At 32.7% G+C, this 19,057-nt stretch carries 16 protein-coding genes; 1 reads left to right on the top strand and 15 read right to left on the bottom strand.

What is annotated here, in order from left to right:
* Positions 1 to 386: 386 nt before the first annotated feature.
* From IEV77_RS07960 to IEV77_RS07910, 11 genes are all read right to left on the bottom strand, one after another.
* Complete coding sequence (locus IEV77_RS07960; RefSeq protein ID WP_188463592.1) at positions 387 to 1,601, bottom strand: C1 family peptidase; 1,215 nt, start codon at positions 1,599 to 1,601, stop codon at positions 387 to 389.
* Positions 1,602 to 1,603: 2 nt separating this feature from the next.
* Positions 1,604 to 1,954, bottom strand: coding sequence for a protease inhibitor I42 family protein (locus IEV77_RS07955; RefSeq protein ID WP_188463590.1), 351 nt, complete (start codon positions 1,952 to 1,954; stop codon positions 1,604 to 1,606).
* Positions 1,955 to 1,965: 11 nt separating this feature from the next.
* Positions 1,966 to 2,778 carry a hypothetical protein gene (locus IEV77_RS07950; protein WP_188463588.1) on the bottom strand — a complete coding sequence of 271 codons (813 nt, stop codon included), beginning with the start codon at positions 2,776 to 2,778 and terminating at the stop codon, positions 1,966 to 1,968.
* Between the two features lie 93 nt (positions 2,779 to 2,871).
* Positions 2,872 to 3,468 (bottom strand): FHA domain-containing protein, encoded by a 597-nt coding sequence (locus tag IEV77_RS07945; RefSeq protein WP_188463586.1) that lies wholly within the window; start codon positions 3,466 to 3,468, stop codon positions 2,872 to 2,874.
* 3 nt (positions 3,469 to 3,471) lie between these two features.
* Positions 3,472 to 3,753: a hypothetical protein gene (locus IEV77_RS07940; protein ID WP_188463584.1), complete on the bottom strand. Its 282-nt coding sequence runs from the start codon at positions 3,751 to 3,753 to the stop codon at positions 3,472 to 3,474.
* 6 nt (positions 3,754 to 3,759) lie between these two features.
* Positions 3,760 to 4,443 carry an FHA domain-containing protein gene (locus IEV77_RS07935; protein WP_188463582.1) on the bottom strand — a complete coding sequence of 228 codons (684 nt, stop codon included), beginning with the start codon at positions 4,441 to 4,443 and terminating at the stop codon, positions 3,760 to 3,762.
* Position 4,444: 1 nt separating this feature from the next.
* On the bottom strand, positions 4,445 to 5,113 hold the full coding sequence (locus tag IEV77_RS07930; protein WP_188463580.1) for a LytTR family transcriptional regulator DNA-binding domain-containing protein: 669 nt from the start codon (positions 5,111 to 5,113) through the stop codon (positions 4,445 to 4,447).
* Positions 5,114 to 5,125: 12 nt separating this feature from the next.
* Positions 5,126 to 7,582, bottom strand: a complete 2,457-nt coding sequence (locus IEV77_RS07925) for a serine/threonine-protein kinase (protein ID WP_188463578.1) — start codon at positions 7,580 to 7,582, stop codon at positions 5,126 to 5,128.
* 37 nt (positions 7,583 to 7,619) lie between these two features.
* Positions 7,620 to 8,492, bottom strand: a complete 873-nt coding sequence (locus tag IEV77_RS07920; protein WP_188463576.1) for a PP2C family protein-serine/threonine phosphatase — start codon at positions 8,490 to 8,492, stop codon at positions 7,620 to 7,622.
* A 593-nt stretch (positions 8,493 to 9,085) separates the two neighbouring features.
* On the bottom strand, positions 9,086 to 9,727 hold the full coding sequence (locus tag IEV77_RS07915; RefSeq protein ID WP_188463575.1) for a DUF4291 domain-containing protein: 642 nt from the start codon (positions 9,725 to 9,727) through the stop codon (positions 9,086 to 9,088).
* Positions 9,728 to 9,869: 142 nt separating this feature from the next.
* Positions 9,870 to 11,408, bottom strand: coding sequence for a YifB family Mg chelatase-like AAA ATPase (locus tag IEV77_RS07910; protein ID WP_188463573.1), 1,539 nt, complete (start codon positions 11,406 to 11,408; stop codon positions 9,870 to 9,872).
* Positions 11,409 to 11,551: 143 nt separating this feature from the next.
* Between IEV77_RS07910 and IEV77_RS07905 the strand changes: the two genes are divergently transcribed.
* Entirely contained in the window at positions 11,552 to 12,529 is a 978-nt protein-coding gene (locus tag IEV77_RS07905) for an NAD(P)H-dependent flavin oxidoreductase (RefSeq protein WP_188463571.1), read from the top strand.
* Between the two features lie 357 nt (positions 12,530 to 12,886).
* Here IEV77_RS07905 and IEV77_RS07900 read toward each other — a convergent pair whose 3' ends face one another.
* From IEV77_RS07900 to tilS, 4 genes are all read right to left on the bottom strand, one after another.
* Positions 12,887 to 13,846, bottom strand: coding sequence for a YheT family hydrolase (locus IEV77_RS07900; RefSeq protein ID WP_188463569.1), 960 nt, complete (start codon positions 13,844 to 13,846; stop codon positions 12,887 to 12,889).
* A 128-nt stretch (positions 13,847 to 13,974) separates the two neighbouring features.
* Positions 13,975 to 15,597, bottom strand: coding sequence for an adenine deaminase (ade, locus tag IEV77_RS07895; RefSeq protein ID WP_188463567.1), 1,623 nt, complete (start codon positions 15,595 to 15,597; stop codon positions 13,975 to 13,977).
* A gap of 106 nt (positions 15,598 to 15,703) precedes the next feature.
* A complete protein-coding gene (locus IEV77_RS07890; protein ID WP_188463565.1) occupies positions 15,704 to 17,704 on the bottom strand; it encodes a protein-disulfide reductase DsbD family protein in 2,001 nt (666 codons plus the stop codon).
* Positions 17,694 to 19,025, bottom strand: a complete 1,332-nt coding sequence (gene tilS, locus IEV77_RS07885; protein WP_188463563.1) for a tRNA lysidine(34) synthetase TilS — start codon at positions 19,023 to 19,025, stop codon at positions 17,694 to 17,696. The genes IEV77_RS07890 and tilS overlap by 11 nt, the downstream gene beginning before the upstream one ends.
* Between the last annotated feature and the right edge of the window lie 32 nt (positions 19,026 to 19,057).

The raw sequence follows: 19,057 nt of genomic DNA, 5'->3' as shown, positions 1-19,057 counted from the left end.
TCTTGTTTAACCGCTTCGTTTTCTAAATACACTAAATAATCATCATCTTCAAGACCTTCAATAGTATATTCATATTCGTAATATCACTTACACAGATTACTTGAATAATGTTTATTTTCTAAGTTTAAATATTTTCTCCTGAAGCGATTTTTTCAAAATTTACCGAGGGTGAAACACTATCGCAACAATTCCGTAGTTTGGCAATTTTTATTATTAAGGTTTCCTTTACGGTTTTTTTAGATAGTCGTGTATTATTCTTTGGTTTGCATGTGAAATTACGGATGAAACTGTTCGTGTTATTGAAAATTTCATAAGTTAATTTTAATGTAATTTCTTATATTGAACCTAGGCCATATTTTAAATTGAAATAATGAAACTATTTTAAATTATTCACCAATCTTAATATCGTCGGCCTCCAAAGACAACTTAAAAACATTAGATTCATTAACCCTACTTTTATAAACCAGTTTGTAGGAAACATCTTCTGTGACATTTATCTTACCTAATGATATTCCAAAAATCATAGATTTTTTATTATCCTTCTTTATGATTGATTTTGTAATAATTTCAAACTCGTGTTTTCCTTTCGATACATATACTTTATTATGATATTTTATTTCTTTTTTGTTCATTCCAAATATTTTCACCAAATCATCATCAATCTTCACATAAAGCTCTTGATGCACTTGTAAAGAACCTAAAACATGTACAAAGTCTATTTCTACTAGATCTAAATCTGATTTTGGTTCTAATTCTGATTCTTCAATAACATCATTTCTTGTAACATCTACCCAAGAAAAAGCAGTTATTCCCGTTGTATTATATCCAACCCATCCAAAACCATTTATACCCCATGCTGTTCCCCAAGAATTTTTTATCAACCAGGCTTCTTGAGTATCATCCCAACCAACTATTGTTACGGCGTGATCTGGCGCAGAGTTTAGGGCCTTTATAACTCCTCCTTTATAATTTGAGAATTGTGTATTGTTTGAATATAATGCTACAGCCAAAGCCCCATGCCTTACTAAAGCATTCTTAATTTCTTCTATTGAAGGGTTTCCTATTAAAAAATTATAATTGGCAATTTTTACATTCGAGTTTCCTTCATAAAGACTGCAACTTAGGTCACTGTTTTTATATGGGATTTCATCTTCTAAAGCAACGTCTTTATTATTTAAAAGCAACCAACTATATGCATGGTCATACCAACCACCTTCACAACCTTGACTATCTGCAACACAATTAACTAGAGATTGTTCAGATAAGTCTAAATATTTTTTATTGATCAATAAATTACTAGATTCTATAGTAGCAACCGCAGAAAATGCCCAACAAGAACCACAAGACCCTTGGTCTTTCACAGACGTTAAGCCATTAATATCTCTTAAATCAAAAGTAGGTGCATTGGCATCTCCATATACTGAAGAGGTGAGATTGTATATTTTTTGCCCACCTTGAACATAATTACTTTGTATTTTAAAAATCTCTTTAAATTCGTTGTCAGTAGGCAATTGAATACCTCTTCCCTTGTTTTCTTGAGCTTTCGCAAAGAATGAACACAACGTTATAATAGTAAAAACTAGATATTTATTGATTCTCATAATTATTTTATTCTTACGTTAATTATTTTAATATTTTCTTCTGGAATTGTGTCATTCTTTTCAAAATTTCTTAAATGATGAAATGTCAAGATATAAGCTCCTTTTTTAAGTCCCTTTAATTTATATTTTTTTTCATAGCTTACTAGCTTGCTATTTCCTTGTAAAACTACTTGGCTAGAATCTACAACTTCTATGTCTGGTGTTTTTACAAAACTCCATTTGTAGCCACCCGCACCTTCATTTTCTAAATTTATCTCAAAGATTTGGTTTGTTTTATAATGATTGTAAGTTTTACAACTTTGCATAACTCCCATTATTAAAAAACAGATAATCATTACTTTTTTTATGTACATATTTTTAAATTTTAAGAAAGCAAATCATTTAAACTATCATCGTCATATTCTATATCAGGATCTGAAGTATCATAATCTAGTTCATCATCGTCATATTCTATATCAAATTCTGAAGTATTATCTATATCTTCAGGTATATATTCTACACCACCATCTATGCCATCTGCTTCGCCTTTTGCCTTCCCATCGTTTAAACCGTCAATAATATCGACAGTATCTCCAATTTCATCTAGGGTTACAAACTCATCGGATTCAATATTAGAATCTGAATAATATTCTTGTTCATCGTACATGATATCATCGTAGCTTATTTCATCTGGAATGTTATCTTCCAAATCAGTTTCACTACTATAATCTCCGCTATTAAAATCTGAATGTTCTTGAATCTTATCAAAAAACTCTTGTCGTTCTTCATCTGAAAGCCCTTCCCATTCTTCCTTATTTAATGTATGGTAGGTGTTGCCATGCCAGTTAAAAAAGCCTGATCCATCAGTATCTTGTCGGGCCGCTTTAAAGGCTTCATTAAAAGTCATTTCTTCTGTAACGGCATCAGAAAATTCTATATGTGTAGGAACGTCAAAATCAAAAGCCTCTTCTTCATTTTCGTTAGGTATTGTTTCATCTATAGCGTCTTCCGGCTCTGCAATGGTTCCTGTTGCACTCATAAATGCATATTGAGTACTCATACCTCCTAACAAACCAAGTATTGTAGCAAATGGCAGTTTGTTTTCTTTCAATAAAGCAATTTGCTTTTTTGTAATGCCTTTAAACCTTAAGATATTGGTTTTATCAGAATTGGTTTTTAAAATTGTCTTTTCCGTCATAACTATTTCTATTACTTTATAAAACTAATTAGTTTTTTGGTTTTAAGCGATTTAGATGTATGAAACACCTGTTTTATTTTATGAAAACTTTAATTATTGTTTTTGAAGTGTAAAAACAGTATCTCCTATCACTACTTCATCTCCAATATTTAATAAAATCTGATCGTTGTTTTCCAGTTTAGTTTCATTCACTTCTGTACCGTTGGCACTCTTTAAATCTTCCAATATAAATTGAGCTTTGCCATTATTTAACAGGACAGTTATTAAACAGTGCGTTCTGGATATATATGGGTCATTAACTGTCCAAAAAACATCTTTATCTACTTCAGAATTTTCAATATTATTTGGATTTCTTCCTATAAAAATTTTTAGTGTGTTTTTAAAATCTTTTATCTGTAAGTTCTGGGTATAATGTTCGCTTTTTACAACTTGAAGAATATATTTATTAGCTTTCCCTCTATTTAAACCGACAACATTAGTACCTCCATTAGATTCCAGAACATGATTATGAGCTTGAGAGTTTTCTACAACCTGAGTACCTGGTGTTTGTTGTACTTGCTTGGGTTGCAGATTTAAATTCATTTTATGACCACAATTTTCACAAGAAACCATTCTATTGATACCTAATTCTATCCATTCTTTTAGAACGGTGTTTCTTGTATTGCATTTTTTACATTTATAACCTGCCATATTTTATTCTAATGTTTCATCAAATTCTAAATCAATATCATCTAGTGTAGCCTGCTCCTCAAAATAGCTGTTGTAATCTTCATCAAATTCATCATTAAATTCATCTTCCAATTCTGCTTCATCAAAAACATCATCGTCCAAATCAATCATTTCTAAATCATCAAGAAAAAGTTCATCAAAATCTAACGAAAGCCTATCATTCTTAGTTAATAATTCGGTAATGGGTACTTCAGAAACATCAATTTCTATAATAAAGTCATCAAACTTTTCATTTTGTTTATGCATCTATTATTAGTTATTTGAAGTGTTTTTTACCCAATTACATTTACATTTCGGACAGTTTTTTTTAGACTTCCAAAACTTCCAAGTTTTACTTGTCATATCAAAATCGCATTTCGGACAATTAAATTTTTCTGAATATTCAATATATAAATCTTCTAGTTTATTTTTTACATTTTTATCTGAAATTGAAGCCGTAGAAATAATACCTCCAACTGTTCCAATACCTAGCATTAAATAGATCCGGATGCCTTCAATAGATTTTATATACGCATTATTATAAACCAGAATCATTAATCCAATGGTAATACCACCGCGGATTAAACCAGACCTGAGTTTGAAATATTTATTAATGGTTTGTTTTTCTTTTATATATTTTCTTTCTGTTTCTTTTAGTTGAAAAAATTCTTTTGAAAAATCTACTCTGTTTTTCAAAATATAGTTCTCTAATTGTTCAAATAATTGTCTAACATCTACAGTTGCTGTTGCAAATTCTATGTTACTGTTTTTATCGATTTTTTTTGATAAAACACTCTGTCCGTTCACTTTTGTTCCATTCGAAGAGTTTAAGTCTTTTAAAGTAAAGGTAGTATAATCAGTATCGTCAATTATTATTTTAGCGTGATAACCACTTACTGTATTATCATTAATAACGTAACTATTGTCTAAATTTCTTCCTATTGTAAATGCTTCCATACTAATACCAAAGTAAATTTTGTTTTACTCTTTTTATGTAAATTTCTCCTAATTTTAATTCTATTTCTTTTGTTCCTTTAAAAACTAAATGCTGACTTTGAACTTTTTTAACTCGGTTCATATTCACTATAAAAGATTTACCTATTCTTTTTAAAAAACCCACTTCTATTAATCTTTTTTCTAATACGTTTAATGGATATGAAATACATTTTCTAGTGCCGTCTTCTAAATAAATATAAGTATAATTACCACTACCCACACAAAAACAAATGGCATTTATAAGCACCAAATCAAAACCTCCTTTAAAATTTATTTTTAGTTTTTCTTCTACTTCTGTATTCCCGAGAGGGTATTTTTTTAAGCGATTTTTAAAATCTAGTAAACCTATATTTATATCTTTATTTTTATAATGTAAAAAAGCCAACACATTGGCCTTCCAAGCTAAAAAAGAAACCTCTTTGTTTTTTGAAACTAACACAAAATGCTCTTTTTCATTTGTATTCATTAATTTACGCAACAAGACTCTATTGTCAATAGAGTCTTCGTCCAAATAAAAAAAGGAAACTTCGCCTTTAATTTCTGTTTGCAACACTTTAAAGCTTTCAGCTACTTTTTCTGCCTCTTCTAAAGTTGGAAAATTTAAATAGTGTAGGTTATTGGTTTTACTCATATACTTTTTATATTATTCACCTAGTCGTATTAATGCGTTTTGTGCATCCTTGTAATGGTCATAATAATAACTTTCCCGACTTGATGCTAATTCATAATACCTAATGGCTTCTTGCATATTTTTATCAACCCCTTCACCATTTTCATACATTTGACCTAACAAAAACCTAGATCCATTCATACCTACATAAATAGTTTTACAATCTTCACAAGCTGCTGATTTAAACCATTTCATTGCTTCATTGTAATCTCTTGAAACACCATAACCACCGTGATAATAAATTTGACCTATACCATATTTATAATTTGAATTTCCTTCTGTATTCAAGTTTGCTACTTTTTCATACCATTTTAAAGATTCTTGATAATCCTTTGCAACACCATAACCTTTGTAATAAAACTCAGCAATATCATCCTCTGCTGTTGTATAATAATAATCACCGGGCTTGGCGGCATTGGCTAATTTTTTATACCAAATTAACGCGTCTTCATAATTTTTTTGGCTTTTATATGCTTCAGCTAAATAATGCATAGCTGTTATATGTCCTTGGTTTGCTGCTTTTAACCACCACTTTATGGCTTCCGCTTTATTTTCAGCAACACCATAATACCCTAAGCTATAAATATACCCAAGATTATATTCAGCTTCAGCGTACCCTTGGTTTGCTGATTTTCTAATCCATTTTTCCGATTTTTTACCATCTCTAATACGACCAGTATATTCATCATACATTGCTCCTAACTCACCTTGTGCAATTGCATTTCCTTTAATAGCCGCTTTTAAATACCATTTTTCTGCTTCTTCAGGTTTGCCATAGACATGTTGATTTACTTCAGCCATTCTTATTTGAGCATTTGCATCGCCATTATTTGCTGCTTTTAATGCATTATCCATATTGCTCGAAACAGCAGCCCATTTTTCTAATTCTTTTTGGTTTAGAATTTTTGAGGATACAGGTTGTATGTCACTCTTATTTTCCAAGCTACTTATTGCATTATTAGCACTTTTACGGTAGTCTCCACTTTTAAAATCTCTTAAATATTTTTCATAAGAAGCTTTAGTATTTGCTTTTCTTGCAACATTCCACGCACTTTCATCTGCTGTTAATACAGTATTTTTTTCTTCGTCTGCAACTTCTTGTTCAACGGCTGTGCTATCAGTTATCGTTGCAAGCCAAATTCCTTTTCTATTGATGTAAAAAATACTGTCTTTTGTTGCAACTTTTACGCTATCTATTTCTGTTGTAAAATCCTCTGCCATTAAATATTGGGGAGCAATTACAATTAACTCTCCTTCTTTGTAACCATAAAGATTTCCTTCTTTAAATACAGCCAATTTGTTTTTTACAGGCTCTATATCATCTGTAGCAAACATAAAATAACCAACAGTACCTATTAGAGTAATTACTGCTGCCGCAATAGAAGGAATCAACCATTTAGGTTTTTCTTTTTTTGGCATTGGGGTTGTTTTTTTAGAAACAATCTTTTGTGCAATTGGTTTTTGTGCTAAAGGTTGTGGTTTTATAGGTTGCTTTTCATTAACACTACCTCTAATGATTGTTGCATCGTTATTTATTACGGGAGGTATATTATTTTCTTCTCCATTTGAGGTTCCCTCATTATTTAAAATGGCAAATAAAGCCTCTGAACTTTGTACGCGTTTTCTTAAGTCTCTTTCTAAACAGGCTTTAACAACTTTTTTCCAATTTTCTGGCAATGCTTTTAATTGCTCACTTACATCGTGATGTAGTATTTTTTGAGTAATTGTATTTTGCCATTCTGCAGTTGCCGTACCTTGGTTATCTGCATCAAACAGCGTGTTTCCTGTTAAAATTTCATAAGCAATGGCACCAAAACTCCATAAGTCTGTATTGAGCTTTAAAGGCAAACCTTTTAATTGTTCAGGACTACTATACTGTAAGGTTCCTCCGGCAAAACTATTCGTAAAACGTGAGGCTTTTCCATCGCCTTCTGCTTGTTTACTTAAACCGAAATCTGTTATTTTGGGTATTAATTCTCCTCTTCTATCCACAACCAAAACATTGCTTGGTTTTAGGTCTCTGTGAACCACTTGGTGTTGGTGTAAAAAAGCGATACCTTCTAAAACTCCTCTAGTTATTTTCTCTCTTTTTTCTAAACTGACTTCGTTATTTTTTAAATAGTGAGATAAATTCCCGGAAGCATAGTATTGCATAATGCCATAATCGTAAATAGCTGGGAAAGATTCAAAACGATAGACCTTTTCGTAATTGGCTATATTTTTGTGCTCTGATAATTTTTCTATCGCTTTATATTCTTCTAATAAAGAAAACTCTTTATCGCCTACTGTTTTTACTTCAGATACTTTAATTGCAACTTCTCTGTCTAAAACAGTATCGTAAGCTTTATAAACTGTACCAAAGCTTCCACCTCCTATATTATCTGTTTTAATATCGAATTCGTAGCGTTTTCTAAATTCTTGTTGTGTCATTTTGTTTATAATTTTTAATGCTATACTTTTTGTTTATCTATTTAAAAAAATTGAACCATTTTTTTTTCTTAGGCTGAAGCTCTTCTTCCGTTGTAACATCATCCAAAATAACATTGTCTAGATCTAAATTTTCTTGTAAAGAATCAATAGAAATCCACTCTAAAGGAATAATGGTTGAATTTGGTAAATCTTTGTTTTCTACCGAACAGACAATAGCCGTGTTGTTATCGAAACTTTTCTCAATACAACCTTTTTTTATAATTTCTAACTTCTCTTTTAGATTTCGATCTTTATTTGCAAGGAGCTCTAAAAGGTCCAAATCTGAAAAAGCTTCTGAAACTCCATCTGAACAAATAAAAAGAATATCATCTTTTCTAATATCTGTGACAAAATGTATTTCCGGATTGGAAATTTTATTTTTGAAGTTTGCCTTTATAGCTTTAAATATTTGATTATTCATTGGGTGATTTCGTCCCGCTTCCCTTGAAATTTCACCATTTTTAACCAAATTCCCTACTAGTGAATGATCCCAAGTTTGCCAAAAAACGTTATCTGATGGCCGTATCAAATAAACCCTACTATCACCAATATGGGTGATAAAGAAACCTTTTTCAGAAATAAAAACAGCCGCCAAAGTAGTAGACATACCTTCCAATTCTTCATTTTCCTGAATTAAAATATTCAAATGTTTTTGAGAATTAGAAACAATAGCTTCAATTTCATCTTTAGTAAGTTTCAATTCATTGTTTTGGGTTTGTTTAAAAATGGAATTTGCTACTTCTCTACTTGCAACATCCCCACTTACTTCCCCTCCAACCCCATCACAAACAATAAATATATTATCCGATGATTGAACATAATCTTCATTGACTTTCTTCTTGCCAATATGACTATAACTTTCAGATTTCATATATAATTTTTTTTTAAAAATATAAAAAAAGTTCAGTTAACAGTATTTATATTTCGTGAAACGCCTGTTTTCTATTCTAAAAATAGAATAATTGTTTTTTAAATCCGAAAACGTCTTCAATTGACATTTACAAGTTTTTAGAAAAATTAATAAATATTCATTAAATTCTTAAAAGCATCATTAAATGGTAGCCTCTGAAGTATTACATAAATAAGTGCGTTTTTTTTGTTTAAGGTTCAGACTTTGTGTGTGAAAAGTAATGCTGAAAATAGGCTTTTATCATTTGGTGGATTGGAAAATGTCTCAGATTAATAACAGAGAATAAATTAATAGCCTCAAAATCAAATATATTAAAAAATTATTTTTTTTAATATATATGTCTCTAAAAAGTTTGAAATTCTTACAAAAAGTAATAATTAGAGATAAGACCTAGGATGTTTTTTGAAAGAGAAGTTTAATAGTCATGGAGCGAGACCCAACAATTAATTATTCCAAATGACTTTTAAGAGCTTAAAAAAGCCTGTAGACTCCTAAAAAAAGCTGTTAAAAAAGAATTACGCACGATTTGTTTATTCATTTTGTAAACCATTTCCCTAATTATCGCAATTTAATTGAAGAACAATTTTAGGATTATTAAGGATAATTTTTTGTTCTTGGATAACTTCTAATTGATCTAGCGCACCAGCATCAAGTTTTCGTTTTTGTTCGTGAACGAATCCTGTGATATCTTCTATTGAAATGATCCATTCCGTTGCAAACTTTTCCAGAAGCTCGTCTCTAATACCAATTTGAATAGCTCTCCTTTCAAGCTTTTCTCCATTTGGATGATGATCCGGATCCCATTGCAGTCGTACTTGAGAGTTTTTCATTTTAGCATTCCAATTATCTCGTGTTTTATATATTTTTTCAATGTAAGAGGAATGTACACCTTCAAGAAGTAGGGTTTCAAAATTATTTTGAGATATTTCTATGGCAAGAATATGTTGTTTGTGTTCTTTCATTGCCCAACCAGCTCGATACATCATCCATAAAAAGTTTGGTTTTATCCAAGACATTCTTGTAAACTTATAATGACTTCCACCAAATTTTTGATTTTCAACAGCCCATTTTGATATGTTAGGATTAAAGGCCTGATAAACAATGATGTTTTCATTTCGGGTCTGTCCTATTAGGTGCTTTCCTGCAAGAGGAAGTCCCTGCTCATATTGAGCATATCTAATCGTTTTTAGCATCATTTGTGGAAGAATTAAAAATAACTTGAAGAGTTTAAATCTTGGGATAATTTAAGAAAATTATATTTATAAATTAAAACTAATGCGTGAGTATTAAAAATATGAAAATTATTAAAACCAATGAGTGATTATGGATGGGGTATTTTCAACCCAACCAACCTTCTCTATCCAAACTTCTATATTGTATGGCTTCGCTTAAATGTGCTCCCTTGATATCTTCACTTCCTTCTAAATCGGCAATGGTTCTGGATACTTTTAATATTCTGTCGTAAGCTCTGGCAGATAAATTTAAGCGTTCCATAGCCACTTTTAGTAACTGCATAGAGGCATCATCTAACAAACAGTGTTTTCGTATTTGTTTGGTATTCATTTGTGCATTGTAATGTACTTTTTCTGAATCTTCAAAGCGTTTTGTTTGTAGAACTCTTGCCGCTGTCACCCTTTTTCTAATATCAATGGAAGCTTCCCCTTTTCTAGTATCCGAAAGTTTTTCGAAAGGTACTGGAGTAACTTCTATATGAATATCTATTCTATCCAATAAAGGACCTGAAATCTTACTTAAATAGCGTTGCATTTCGGCTGGAGAGGAAGTTACAGGAGAATCTGGATCGTTAAAATAACCACTCGGACTCGGATTCATGCTAGCAACCAACATAAAAGACGACGGATAAGTTACCGTAAACTTCGCTCTTGAAATGGTGACTTCTCTATCTTCTAAAGGCTGACGCATGACTTCTAAAACATCGCGTTTAAACTCTGGCAATTCGTCCAGAAATAACACGCCATTATGCGATAAAGAAATTTCTCCTGGTTGTGGGTAACTTCCGCCGCCGACCAAGGCAACATTCGAAATTGTATGGTGAGGACTTCTAAAAGGTCGTTGCGCCATAAGTCCCGTATTTTCTTTGACGCGTCCAACAACAGAATGTATTTTGGTAGTTTCTAAGGCTTCATGCAGGGTCATTGGTGGTAAAATACTTGGCAAGCGCTTGGCAAGCATGGTTTTTCCTGCTCCTGGAGGGCCAATTAAAATAATATTATGTCCTCCTGCAGCCGCAATTTCCATACAGCGTTTTATAGATTCTTGGCCTTTGACGTCCGAAAAGTCAAATTCTGGAAAATTGAGGCTTTTATTAAACTCTTCTTCAACATCAATTATGGTTTGCTCAAGTGGTTCGCCTCTATCAAAATAGTTGATAACCTGTTCAATAGATTCAACCCCATAAACGTTTAAACCTGAAACAATTCCTGCTTCTTTGGCATTTTGAATAGGAAGTATAAAGCCTTTAAAACCTTCTTCTTTCGCTTTAATTGCAATTGGCAAAGCGCCTTTAATGGGTTGTAAGGAGCCATCTAAAGATAATTCTCCCATGATTATAAAATCTTCCAAATCCGTTGCTTGAATTTGATTGGTAGCCGCTAAAATTCCCATAGCTAAAGTTAAATCGTATGAAGAACCTTCTTTGCGTAAATCGGCCGGCGACATGTTAATAATGATTTTCTTTCCCGGAATTTTAAAGCCGTTGTTTTGTAAAGCGGCCGCAATTCTATAATTACTTTCTTTAATAGCATTGTCTGGCAAACCAACCAAATGATAGCCTATACCTTTATCTACGTTCACTTCTACAGTTATTGTGGTAGCTTCCACGCCAAATACAGCAGATCCAAATACTTTTTTAAGCATAATTGATTGGTTTCCATAAATGTAAGAAAAAACAATTAGTAAAATATAACTAAATCTATGAAAAGTAGGATCCATATTTCTAAAGCAAATAATTCAAAACAAAACTTTAGATTGGTATCTTTGTAACTAAAGCTATCAAAAAAATGAGTAAACCTTCCTTTATAAAAGACTTAACATTGCCAGTAGTTGCGGCCCCAATGTTTTTAATTTCTGGCCCAGAATTAGTTATAGAATGTTGCAAAAGTGGTATTGTAGGAACTTTTCCGGCCCTAAACCAACGCACGAGTGAAGGTTTTGAAGCTTGGTTGATAGAAATTAAAACAGCACTTTCAGAATTCGAAAAAGAAACGGGTAAAAAACCCGCACCTTTTGGAGTTAACCTGATTGTTCACCAAACAAATCCGCGCTTGCAAGCCGATTTAGAACTATGTGTAAAACACAAAGTTCCTTTAATAATAACTTCTTTAGGAGCAGTTTCAGAATTAGTAGATGCTGTGCATTCTTATGGTGGCTTAGTTTTCCATGACATCATAAAAAAGCGTCATGCTGAAAAAGCTTCGGAAGCTGGTGTTGATGGTTTCATTTTAGTTTCTGCTGGAGCTGGAGGACATGCAGGTACCATAAACCCGATGCCATTAGTTGCTGAAATTAAAAGCTTTTTTAAGAAAACTATCTTACTAGCAGGAACCATCAGTACGGGTCGAGATATCGCGTCTGCTTTACAAATGGGAGCCGATTTAGCTTATATGGGAACCCGTTTTATAAATACACAAGAAAGCAAGGCCCCAAAAGAATACAGAGATATGATTATGGAAGCTGGTGCTAGCGACATTGTTTATACGGCTGCCATTTCTGGAGTTGCGGCAAACTTTCTAGGTCCCAGTTTGAATGCTATGGGCATTACTGAGGAAATGCTAAAAAGAAAAAAGAAAGTCGATTTTGGTGAAGAATTAACCGTTCATAAAGACGATGCGAAAGCTTGGTCTACCATTTGGTCTGCTGGACAAGGGGTAACCAATATTCATGATGCGCCAAAAGTATCTGATTTGGTTTCAGAGCTTAAAAAAGATTTTAGAGTAGCTCTAGAAGAACAGGTTAAATATTTGGAGATTTACAAGTAATGTATTAACTTTATTTCTAAGCTAAACACAGATTACACAAGCTTACTTAAAGATTTTTTTTACATCTAAGCAAATAAAACCTTAGCCAGCGTAAATTCTAGTATTTACAATTTTATGTCAACAAAATTGCAGGTTAAGCCATAGACGCACCTCCTCTAAACACCTGTAAATATCGAGGTTTCTGGGGGGTTCCCTCGTAGCTACTCCATAGTAAAGCCATATGAACTCCATAGTAAAGCCGTATAAACTGTATTGCAAAGTCCTATCAACCTTGCGTTAATATCGTTTCAAATAAATAAAATCAAAGTAACTCATGAAACCAATAAAGGGTTACAACGCTACGTCTACACACAAAAATCAAACCTTCTGAACAAACTCTAAAGCACGTTTTTCATTATAATAAAAACCCCCTTTTTGAAAGAAACCTACATGACCTCCATGTTTTGGCATTTCTAAAAATAAATTTGGGTTGTTTTTTGCCTCTTTCACTGGGTAACATTCAGGAGATAAAAAAGAATCGTTTAAGGCATTTATAAGCAAGGTTGGTATTTTAATGTTTGGAAGAAATTGCAAGCTAGAACTCTGCTCATAATAGTCTTGGGCATCCTTAAAACCGTGAGCTTTAGAGGTATACAGATTGTCGAAATCGTATAAAGTTTTAATTGAAGTAATCTCTTCATCATTCAACATATCAGTATGTTGCAGTTTTTTTATGACTAACTTCCCTTTTAAATGACTTTTGAATTTATCATGAAACGCTTTATTCTTAAACGTATGCAATTCCTTAGCAGAACCGGCTAAATAACAGGGCACTGAAACTGCTATCCCTGCTTTTATTTGTTCAGGAATATCTTCAGTCGCTCCTAAATATTTCAGGACTACATTTCCTCCTAAACTAAAACCTTTTAAATAAATTTCGGAATATTGTGTCGCGTTCAAAATATGCTGAATGACCTGTTCTAAATCTTTGGTATCACCTGAATGATAAGAACGAAACGACAAATTATCTTCACCACTACAACCTCTAAAATTTATTGAAACAGCATCGATATGATTCTCATTAAAAATTTTAGCCGTTCCTGTAATATAATGTCTTTGAGCATTGCCTTCCAAACCATGAAGGATGATGATGAGCTTTTGCGATTTGTTTTCTGAATAGCTCCAATCTAAATCTAGAAAATCGCCATCCAGTAAAGTGATGCGCTCTCTTTTTTGGACTAGCCCCTCTACTTTCCTTATTAAACCGGAATAAACGGTTGCAATAAATCCGTTTCTGAAAAAATATGGGGCTTTGTAAGTTGATTCTAATATTGGCATTTCTTAAATATATAAATTATTACACAGAGTAACACAGAGAGGTTCACAGAGATTCAATGAGTAAATTATTTGGACAATCTGCAAATAATTAACACACGACTACCAACAAACAAATCAACAAAATACCACTACTCTTTCTCTAAAGACGTAAACTGAAAGCTATTCCCATCAAACAAGCCTTTATCGCTTAATTTTAAGGATGGAATCACTAACAATGCCATAAAACTCAAAGTCATATATGGTGCATGTAAAGTGCTTCCTAAATTTTTTGCCATCTGGTCTAATTCGGCATATTGCTTTCCAATGGTTTTAGCATCCTGATCGCTCATGATACCTGCAACTGGCAATGCAACTACTTTGTCTTTCGTATCTGAAACAGCACAAATACCTCCTTTGTTTTCAATAAGTAAATTGACAGCCTGACAAATAGCTTCATCACTAACTCCAACAGCAATAATGTTATGAGAATCATGACCAACAGAACTAGCAATAGCACCTTCTTTTAAACCGAAATTCTTAATAAAAGCAATGGCAGGTTTCTGATTTTGATATCGGTTGACAACCGTCATTTTTAAAATATCTTTTTCTGGATTGGAAACTAGATTTCCATCTTTCAACAAACTTTCTTCAATGAGTTCGTTAGTAACCAACTGACCTTCCAAGGCTTCAATCACACGAATTTCTTTTGCAGAAGATTCAAATCTAAAATCTGAAACGTCTTTTTTGTCTGTATGAAAATTATTTAATATTTTAAAAGGAACAGATTTAATATTCGAAACACCTTTATCGAAAACCAATTCTCCATTGATATATGTTTGAAGGGTTTTAAAGGTTTTTAAATCTTCAACCACAATACAATCTGCATCATCTCCAACTTGCAACAAACCAACATCTAAATTATAATGTTTCACCGGATTGATACAAGCCGCTTGAAGCACTTTAAAAATGTCCATGCCCTTTGCTACTGCTCTTGCACATAAATTATTGATATGATGTAATAACAGATCGTCTGGATGCTTATCGTCGCTACAAAACATGATGTTTTCAAAATGTTCAGGAAGTAAATCGATAAGCGCTTCAAAGTTTTTTGCAGCAGATCCTTCACGAATGAGGACTTTCATCCCTTTTTGGAGTTTTTCTAAACCTTCGTCGTAAGTAAAACACTCGTGATCTGTACTTATTCCTGCTTGAATGTATTTGGTAATATCGTCTCCTCGTAAACCCGGCGCATGGCCATCAACTGGTTTGTTATAGTGTTTTGCCCAAGCAATTTTTTTCATGACTTCTTCGTCATCAAATAAAACGCCAGGATAATTCATCATTTCGGCTAAATACTTGATATCCGGATTTGCCATCAAGGATTTAATCCCCTCGGAATCAATGACTGCTCCAGCCGATTCAAAAGATGTCGCTGGTACGCATGAAGGTGCACCAAAATTAAATTTAAAAGGCGTTTCTTTTCCGTTGTTAATCATAAATTCAACCCCTTCAACACCTAAAACATTAGCAATTTCATGAGGATCTGAAACGGTCGAAACAGTTCCATGTTTAACCGCTATTCTAGCAAATTCGCTAGGAACTAACATCGAACTTTCTATATGAATATGAGCATCCACAAATCCTGGAAGGATGTAATGATTTACATCGTGTTGCTTTTCTTCAATGCTAAAAATCTTGTTATCTTCAATAGTGATTTCACCCTTAAAAATACGTCTGTTTTGAATGTCTACTATGTTTCCTTGAATTTTCATAATTTATTCCTTTAAAAAAAGGAATCTCTATTTAAATTTGATAAATTATTATACAAAAGATTCCTGCTTTCACTTCGGCTTCACTCAGTGACCACGCAGGAATTTGTTATTTCTTATAATTGGCAATCCCTTTTTTCAACCAATCGTAATACTCTTCCACATTTGGCGTATATCCAACAGCTGGACTTATATCTTCACCTTCTAAATTCTGAATAACATATAAAGGTTGTGCATTGGTATTGTATCTTACTTGCTGATATTCCAACCATTTGTGGCCATAGGTTTTAACTGAATTTCCTGTGAGTTCAGATTCGTGTTGTTCTTCTTTAGGAAGTTTGGTTCTATCGTCTACATATAGTGAAATTAGTACAATATCGTTATCTAACAAGGCGTAAATTTCGTCTTCGACCCAAACTTGCTCCTCCATTTTTCGACAGTTTACACAAGTTAAACCTGTAAAATCTAACATAACGGGTTTATTTACTTTTTTGGCATAAGCCATTCCTGTTTCGTAATCGTGAAACGCAATTAAATCGTTTGGACCAAAATGAGCATCCTTAGGTAATTCTTTAGCTATGAATTCTCCTGAAGCTGACGTTTGTTTTTTCATAAAACCAACCCCATAAGGCGATTCGCTATTGGTGCTCATTGGAGGTGGAAATCCACTAATTAATTTTAAAGGAGCTCCCCAAAGTCCAGGAACCATGTATAATGTGAACGATAAAGCTATAATGGCCATAACCAATCTTCCTACAGAAATATGCTCTAAAGGTGAATCGTGAGGTAATTTAATTTTCCCTAATAAGTACAAGGCTAGAGTACCAAATATGGCTATCCAAATGGCTAAAAAGACTTCTCTTTCTAAGAAATGCCATTCTAAAACCAAATCGATCATGGATAAGAATTTAAAAGCAAATGCTAATTCTAAAAACCCTAAAACCACTTTGACTGTATTTAACCAGCCTCCAGATTTTGGAAGAGAGTTTAACCAACTTGGGAAGAAGGCAAATAATGCAAATGGTAATGCAATAGCTGATGAGAAACCTAACATACTTATAATTGGAGCGATGCCACCTTTTGTTGCCGCATCCAATAAAGCGGTTCCAGCAATCGGAAACGTACAAGAAAACGATACCACTGCCAAAGCTAAAGCCATAAAGAAAATACCTGCTACACCTCCTCTATTTGCGCCACTATCTACTTTATTAACCCAAGAGTTTGGTAACATAATTTCAAAAGCTCCTAAAAATGAAAAAGCAAATACAATTAAAGCAATAAACATAATGGCATTAAATGTCACTCCAGTTGAGAATTCGTACATGGCATTACTACCAAAAATAGCAGAAATAGCCGTTCCTAAAAGCGTATAAATTACTATAATAAAGAAACCATATAATAAAGCATTCTTAATTCCAGCAGCTCTAGTTTTACTTTGTTTTGTAAAGAAACTCACTGTCATAGGAATCATTGGGAACACGCAAGGTGTTAACAATACCAAAAACCCTAGAAAGAAAGCCGTAAAAAATATGGTTAATAAACCTTTGCTCTCGTTGTCTGTTCGATCAACACCTTCTTTTATAACCGTTTTGGTTTCGTCTTCCACATAATCTGATGGATCACCTGACGTTAAAGTCGCTGTTGTTAAGTCGAAAGAAATCTTTTTATTTTGATAAATACAACGTTCATCATCGCAAGCTTGAAAGGATGCTTCAACTTCAATCGTTTTTAATTCCGGATTTAAAATTTCAACTTTTTGGGTAAAGGTTGCTTCTTCATCAAAATAGTTTAAATCCATTTCAAACACCTTGTCGTAAGCTGTGATAAATTTGCTTTCTTGTGTTTTACCAATTAAATTATAATTATTTATCTGACTTAAAGAATCATAAATAAATTCTGTTGGAATAGGAGTAATAACGTCATCCCCAATTGGCATGGTTTGAGAATATAAATGCCAATGTCTTTCAATCTCAGCTTTAAAAACTAGGTTGTATTCTGTTTCTGATATTTTTTGGGTCTCACCAGTCCAAGTCACCGGATTTAAAACTTGTGCTTGAGCAATAAAAGCTGTAAATAAAAGGGTGATAAAAAGGGCTAATTTATATTTCATTCTGAAGGGATATTTTTAGTATGTATTGTGTATTGTTAGTTATTTTAAAACGGTTATCTGCTCTATGATTCATAATCCAAACCACTTCATTATGAGAACAAAGCAACCAAATATTTTCTTTTTCCAACATGGAAAGTTTTTCATCTTTAAAAAACTTACTCAGTTTCTTTTTGTTTTCCATGCCAAAAGGGTAAAAATAGTCTCCTTTTACCCATTTCCTTACGGTTAGAGGGTATTTTAACAAATCTTTATCAACGTATATTGTTGCGTTGTTTGAGGCGTTAATTTGATTGGTCAATTCGAAAACTAAATATCCTAAAGCAGTCTTTATATTTTTATCTTCTTCTGAAATAGCTATCGCTTCGGCATGTTCTTCAATAGTATTACGGAATAAAATCAGTTCACCCCTATTTTTTAAGAGACCATGTGAACTTGAAAATACTTGTTTTCCAGTTTGAGCATTTAATAAGTCAGTGATATCCTGCCATTCTGTAAAATGATATTCCTTTAAAATTTCATATAAATAAACCTTCGGATTCGATAATTCTTTAATTTTTTGAATACTAAAGTGAATTTCATGCTCTGAAATCTTAGTGATAACCGTTTCAAGAACTTTATCTATACTATCTTTTATAATCAATTTTGAATCCTGTAAATGATCTTGCGTTTGCTTGAAATTTTGAAGCAATTGCGAATTCATTTCTTTTAAAACAGGAATCACATCGTGACGTAATTTATTTCTGAGATATTTTGTGGAGGCATTACTACTATCTTCCCGCCATTTTATGTTGTTCTGAACTGCGTAGCTTTCAATAGTCTCTCTTGAAAAACTCAATAAAGGTCTTACAATCTTGCCGTTAATTTCTGGAATTCCTGTTAAACCATCTAGTCCTGTCCCTCTAGATAAATTAATTAAAAAGGTTTCTAAATTATCATCAGCATGATGAGCTGTTAAAACATAATCGAAATGAAGTTGCTCTGCCAATTCCTCAAACCAATGGTAACGCAAAGTACGAGCTGCCATTTGAGTAGATAATTTGTGGTCTTCTGCAAACGTTTCAGTATCAAAACTTTCAATAAAGACCTCTAGTTCTAAATCTTCAGCTAATTGTAAAACAAAATCTTCGTCTGCATCACTTTCGTTTCCTCTTAAATTAAAATTGCAATGTGCTAAACTGATATTTAATTTTAAATTGTGACAAAGATGTGTTAATAAAACACTGTCTAATCCTCCGGAAATAGCTATCAAGAGCTTGGATTCCCGTAGAAAATTAAGATGGTTGTTTATATGGTTTTGGAAGTCGTTTAGTTTAAAAGGCATAAGGTTAAAGGCATAAGGGTTGATGTTACAAC

The sequence above is a fragment of the Xanthomarina arctica genome, assembly GCF_014638915.1.
In the GTDB taxonomy this organism is placed as follows: Bacteria; Bacteroidota; Bacteroidia; order Flavobacteriales; family Flavobacteriaceae; genus Xanthomarina; species Xanthomarina arctica.
This window is presented reverse-complemented; position numbering and strand designations above follow the sequence as displayed.

What these genes read in the sequence shown, in the direction of transcription:
- IEV77_RS07960 (WP_188463592.1), bottom strand. Translation starts at nt 1,601, where the DNA reads ATGAGAATCAATAAATATCTAGTTTTTACTATTATAACGTTGTGTTCA.
- IEV77_RS07955 (WP_188463590.1), bottom strand. Translation starts at nt 1,954, where the DNA reads ATGTACATAAAAAAAGTAATGATTATCTGTTTTTTAATAATGGGAGTT.
- IEV77_RS07950 (WP_188463588.1), bottom strand. Translation starts at nt 2,778, where the DNA reads ATGACGGAAAAGACAATTTTAAAAACCAATTCTGATAAAACCAATATC.
- IEV77_RS07945 (WP_188463586.1), bottom strand. Translation starts at nt 3,468, where the DNA reads ATGGCAGGTTATAAATGTAAAAAATGCAATACAAGAAACACCGTTCTA.
- IEV77_RS07940 (WP_188463584.1), bottom strand. Translation starts at nt 3,753, where the DNA reads ATGCATAAACAAAATGAAAAGTTTGATGACTTTATTATAGAAATTGAT.
- IEV77_RS07935 (WP_188463582.1), bottom strand. Translation starts at nt 4,443, where the DNA reads ATGGAAGCATTTACAATAGGAAGAAATTTAGACAATAGTTACGTTATT.
- IEV77_RS07930 (WP_188463580.1), bottom strand. Translation starts at nt 5,113, where the DNA reads ATGAGTAAAACCAATAACCTACACTATTTAAATTTTCCAACTTTAGAA.
- IEV77_RS07925 (WP_188463578.1), bottom strand. Translation starts at nt 7,582, where the DNA reads ATGACACAACAAGAATTTAGAAAACGCTACGAATTCGATATTAAAACA.
- IEV77_RS07920 (WP_188463576.1), bottom strand. Translation starts at nt 8,492, where the DNA reads ATGAAATCTGAAAGTTATAGTCATATTGGCAAGAAGAAAGTCAATGAA.
- IEV77_RS07915 (WP_188463575.1), bottom strand. Translation starts at nt 9,727, where the DNA reads ATGATGCTAAAAACGATTAGATATGCTCAATATGAGCAGGGACTTCCT.
- IEV77_RS07910 (WP_188463573.1), bottom strand. Translation starts at nt 11,408, where the DNA reads ATGCTTAAAAAAGTATTTGGATCTGCTGTATTTGGCGTGGAAGCTACC.
- IEV77_RS07905 (WP_188463571.1), top strand. Translation starts at nt 11,552, where the DNA reads ATGAGTAAACCTTCCTTTATAAAAGACTTAACATTGCCAGTAGTTGCG.
- IEV77_RS07900 (WP_188463569.1), bottom strand. Translation starts at nt 13,846, where the DNA reads ATGCCAATATTAGAATCAACTTACAAAGCCCCATATTTTTTCAGAAAC.
- ade (WP_188463567.1), bottom strand. Translation starts at nt 15,597, where the DNA reads ATGAAAATTCAAGGAAACATAGTAGACATTCAAAACAGACGTATTTTT.
- IEV77_RS07890 (WP_188463565.1), bottom strand. Translation starts at nt 17,704, where the DNA reads ATGAAATATAAATTAGCCCTTTTTATCACCCTTTTATTTACAGCTTTT.
- tilS (WP_188463563.1), bottom strand. Translation starts at nt 19,025, where the DNA reads ATGCCTTTTAAACTAAACGACTTCCAAAACCATATAAACAACCATCTT.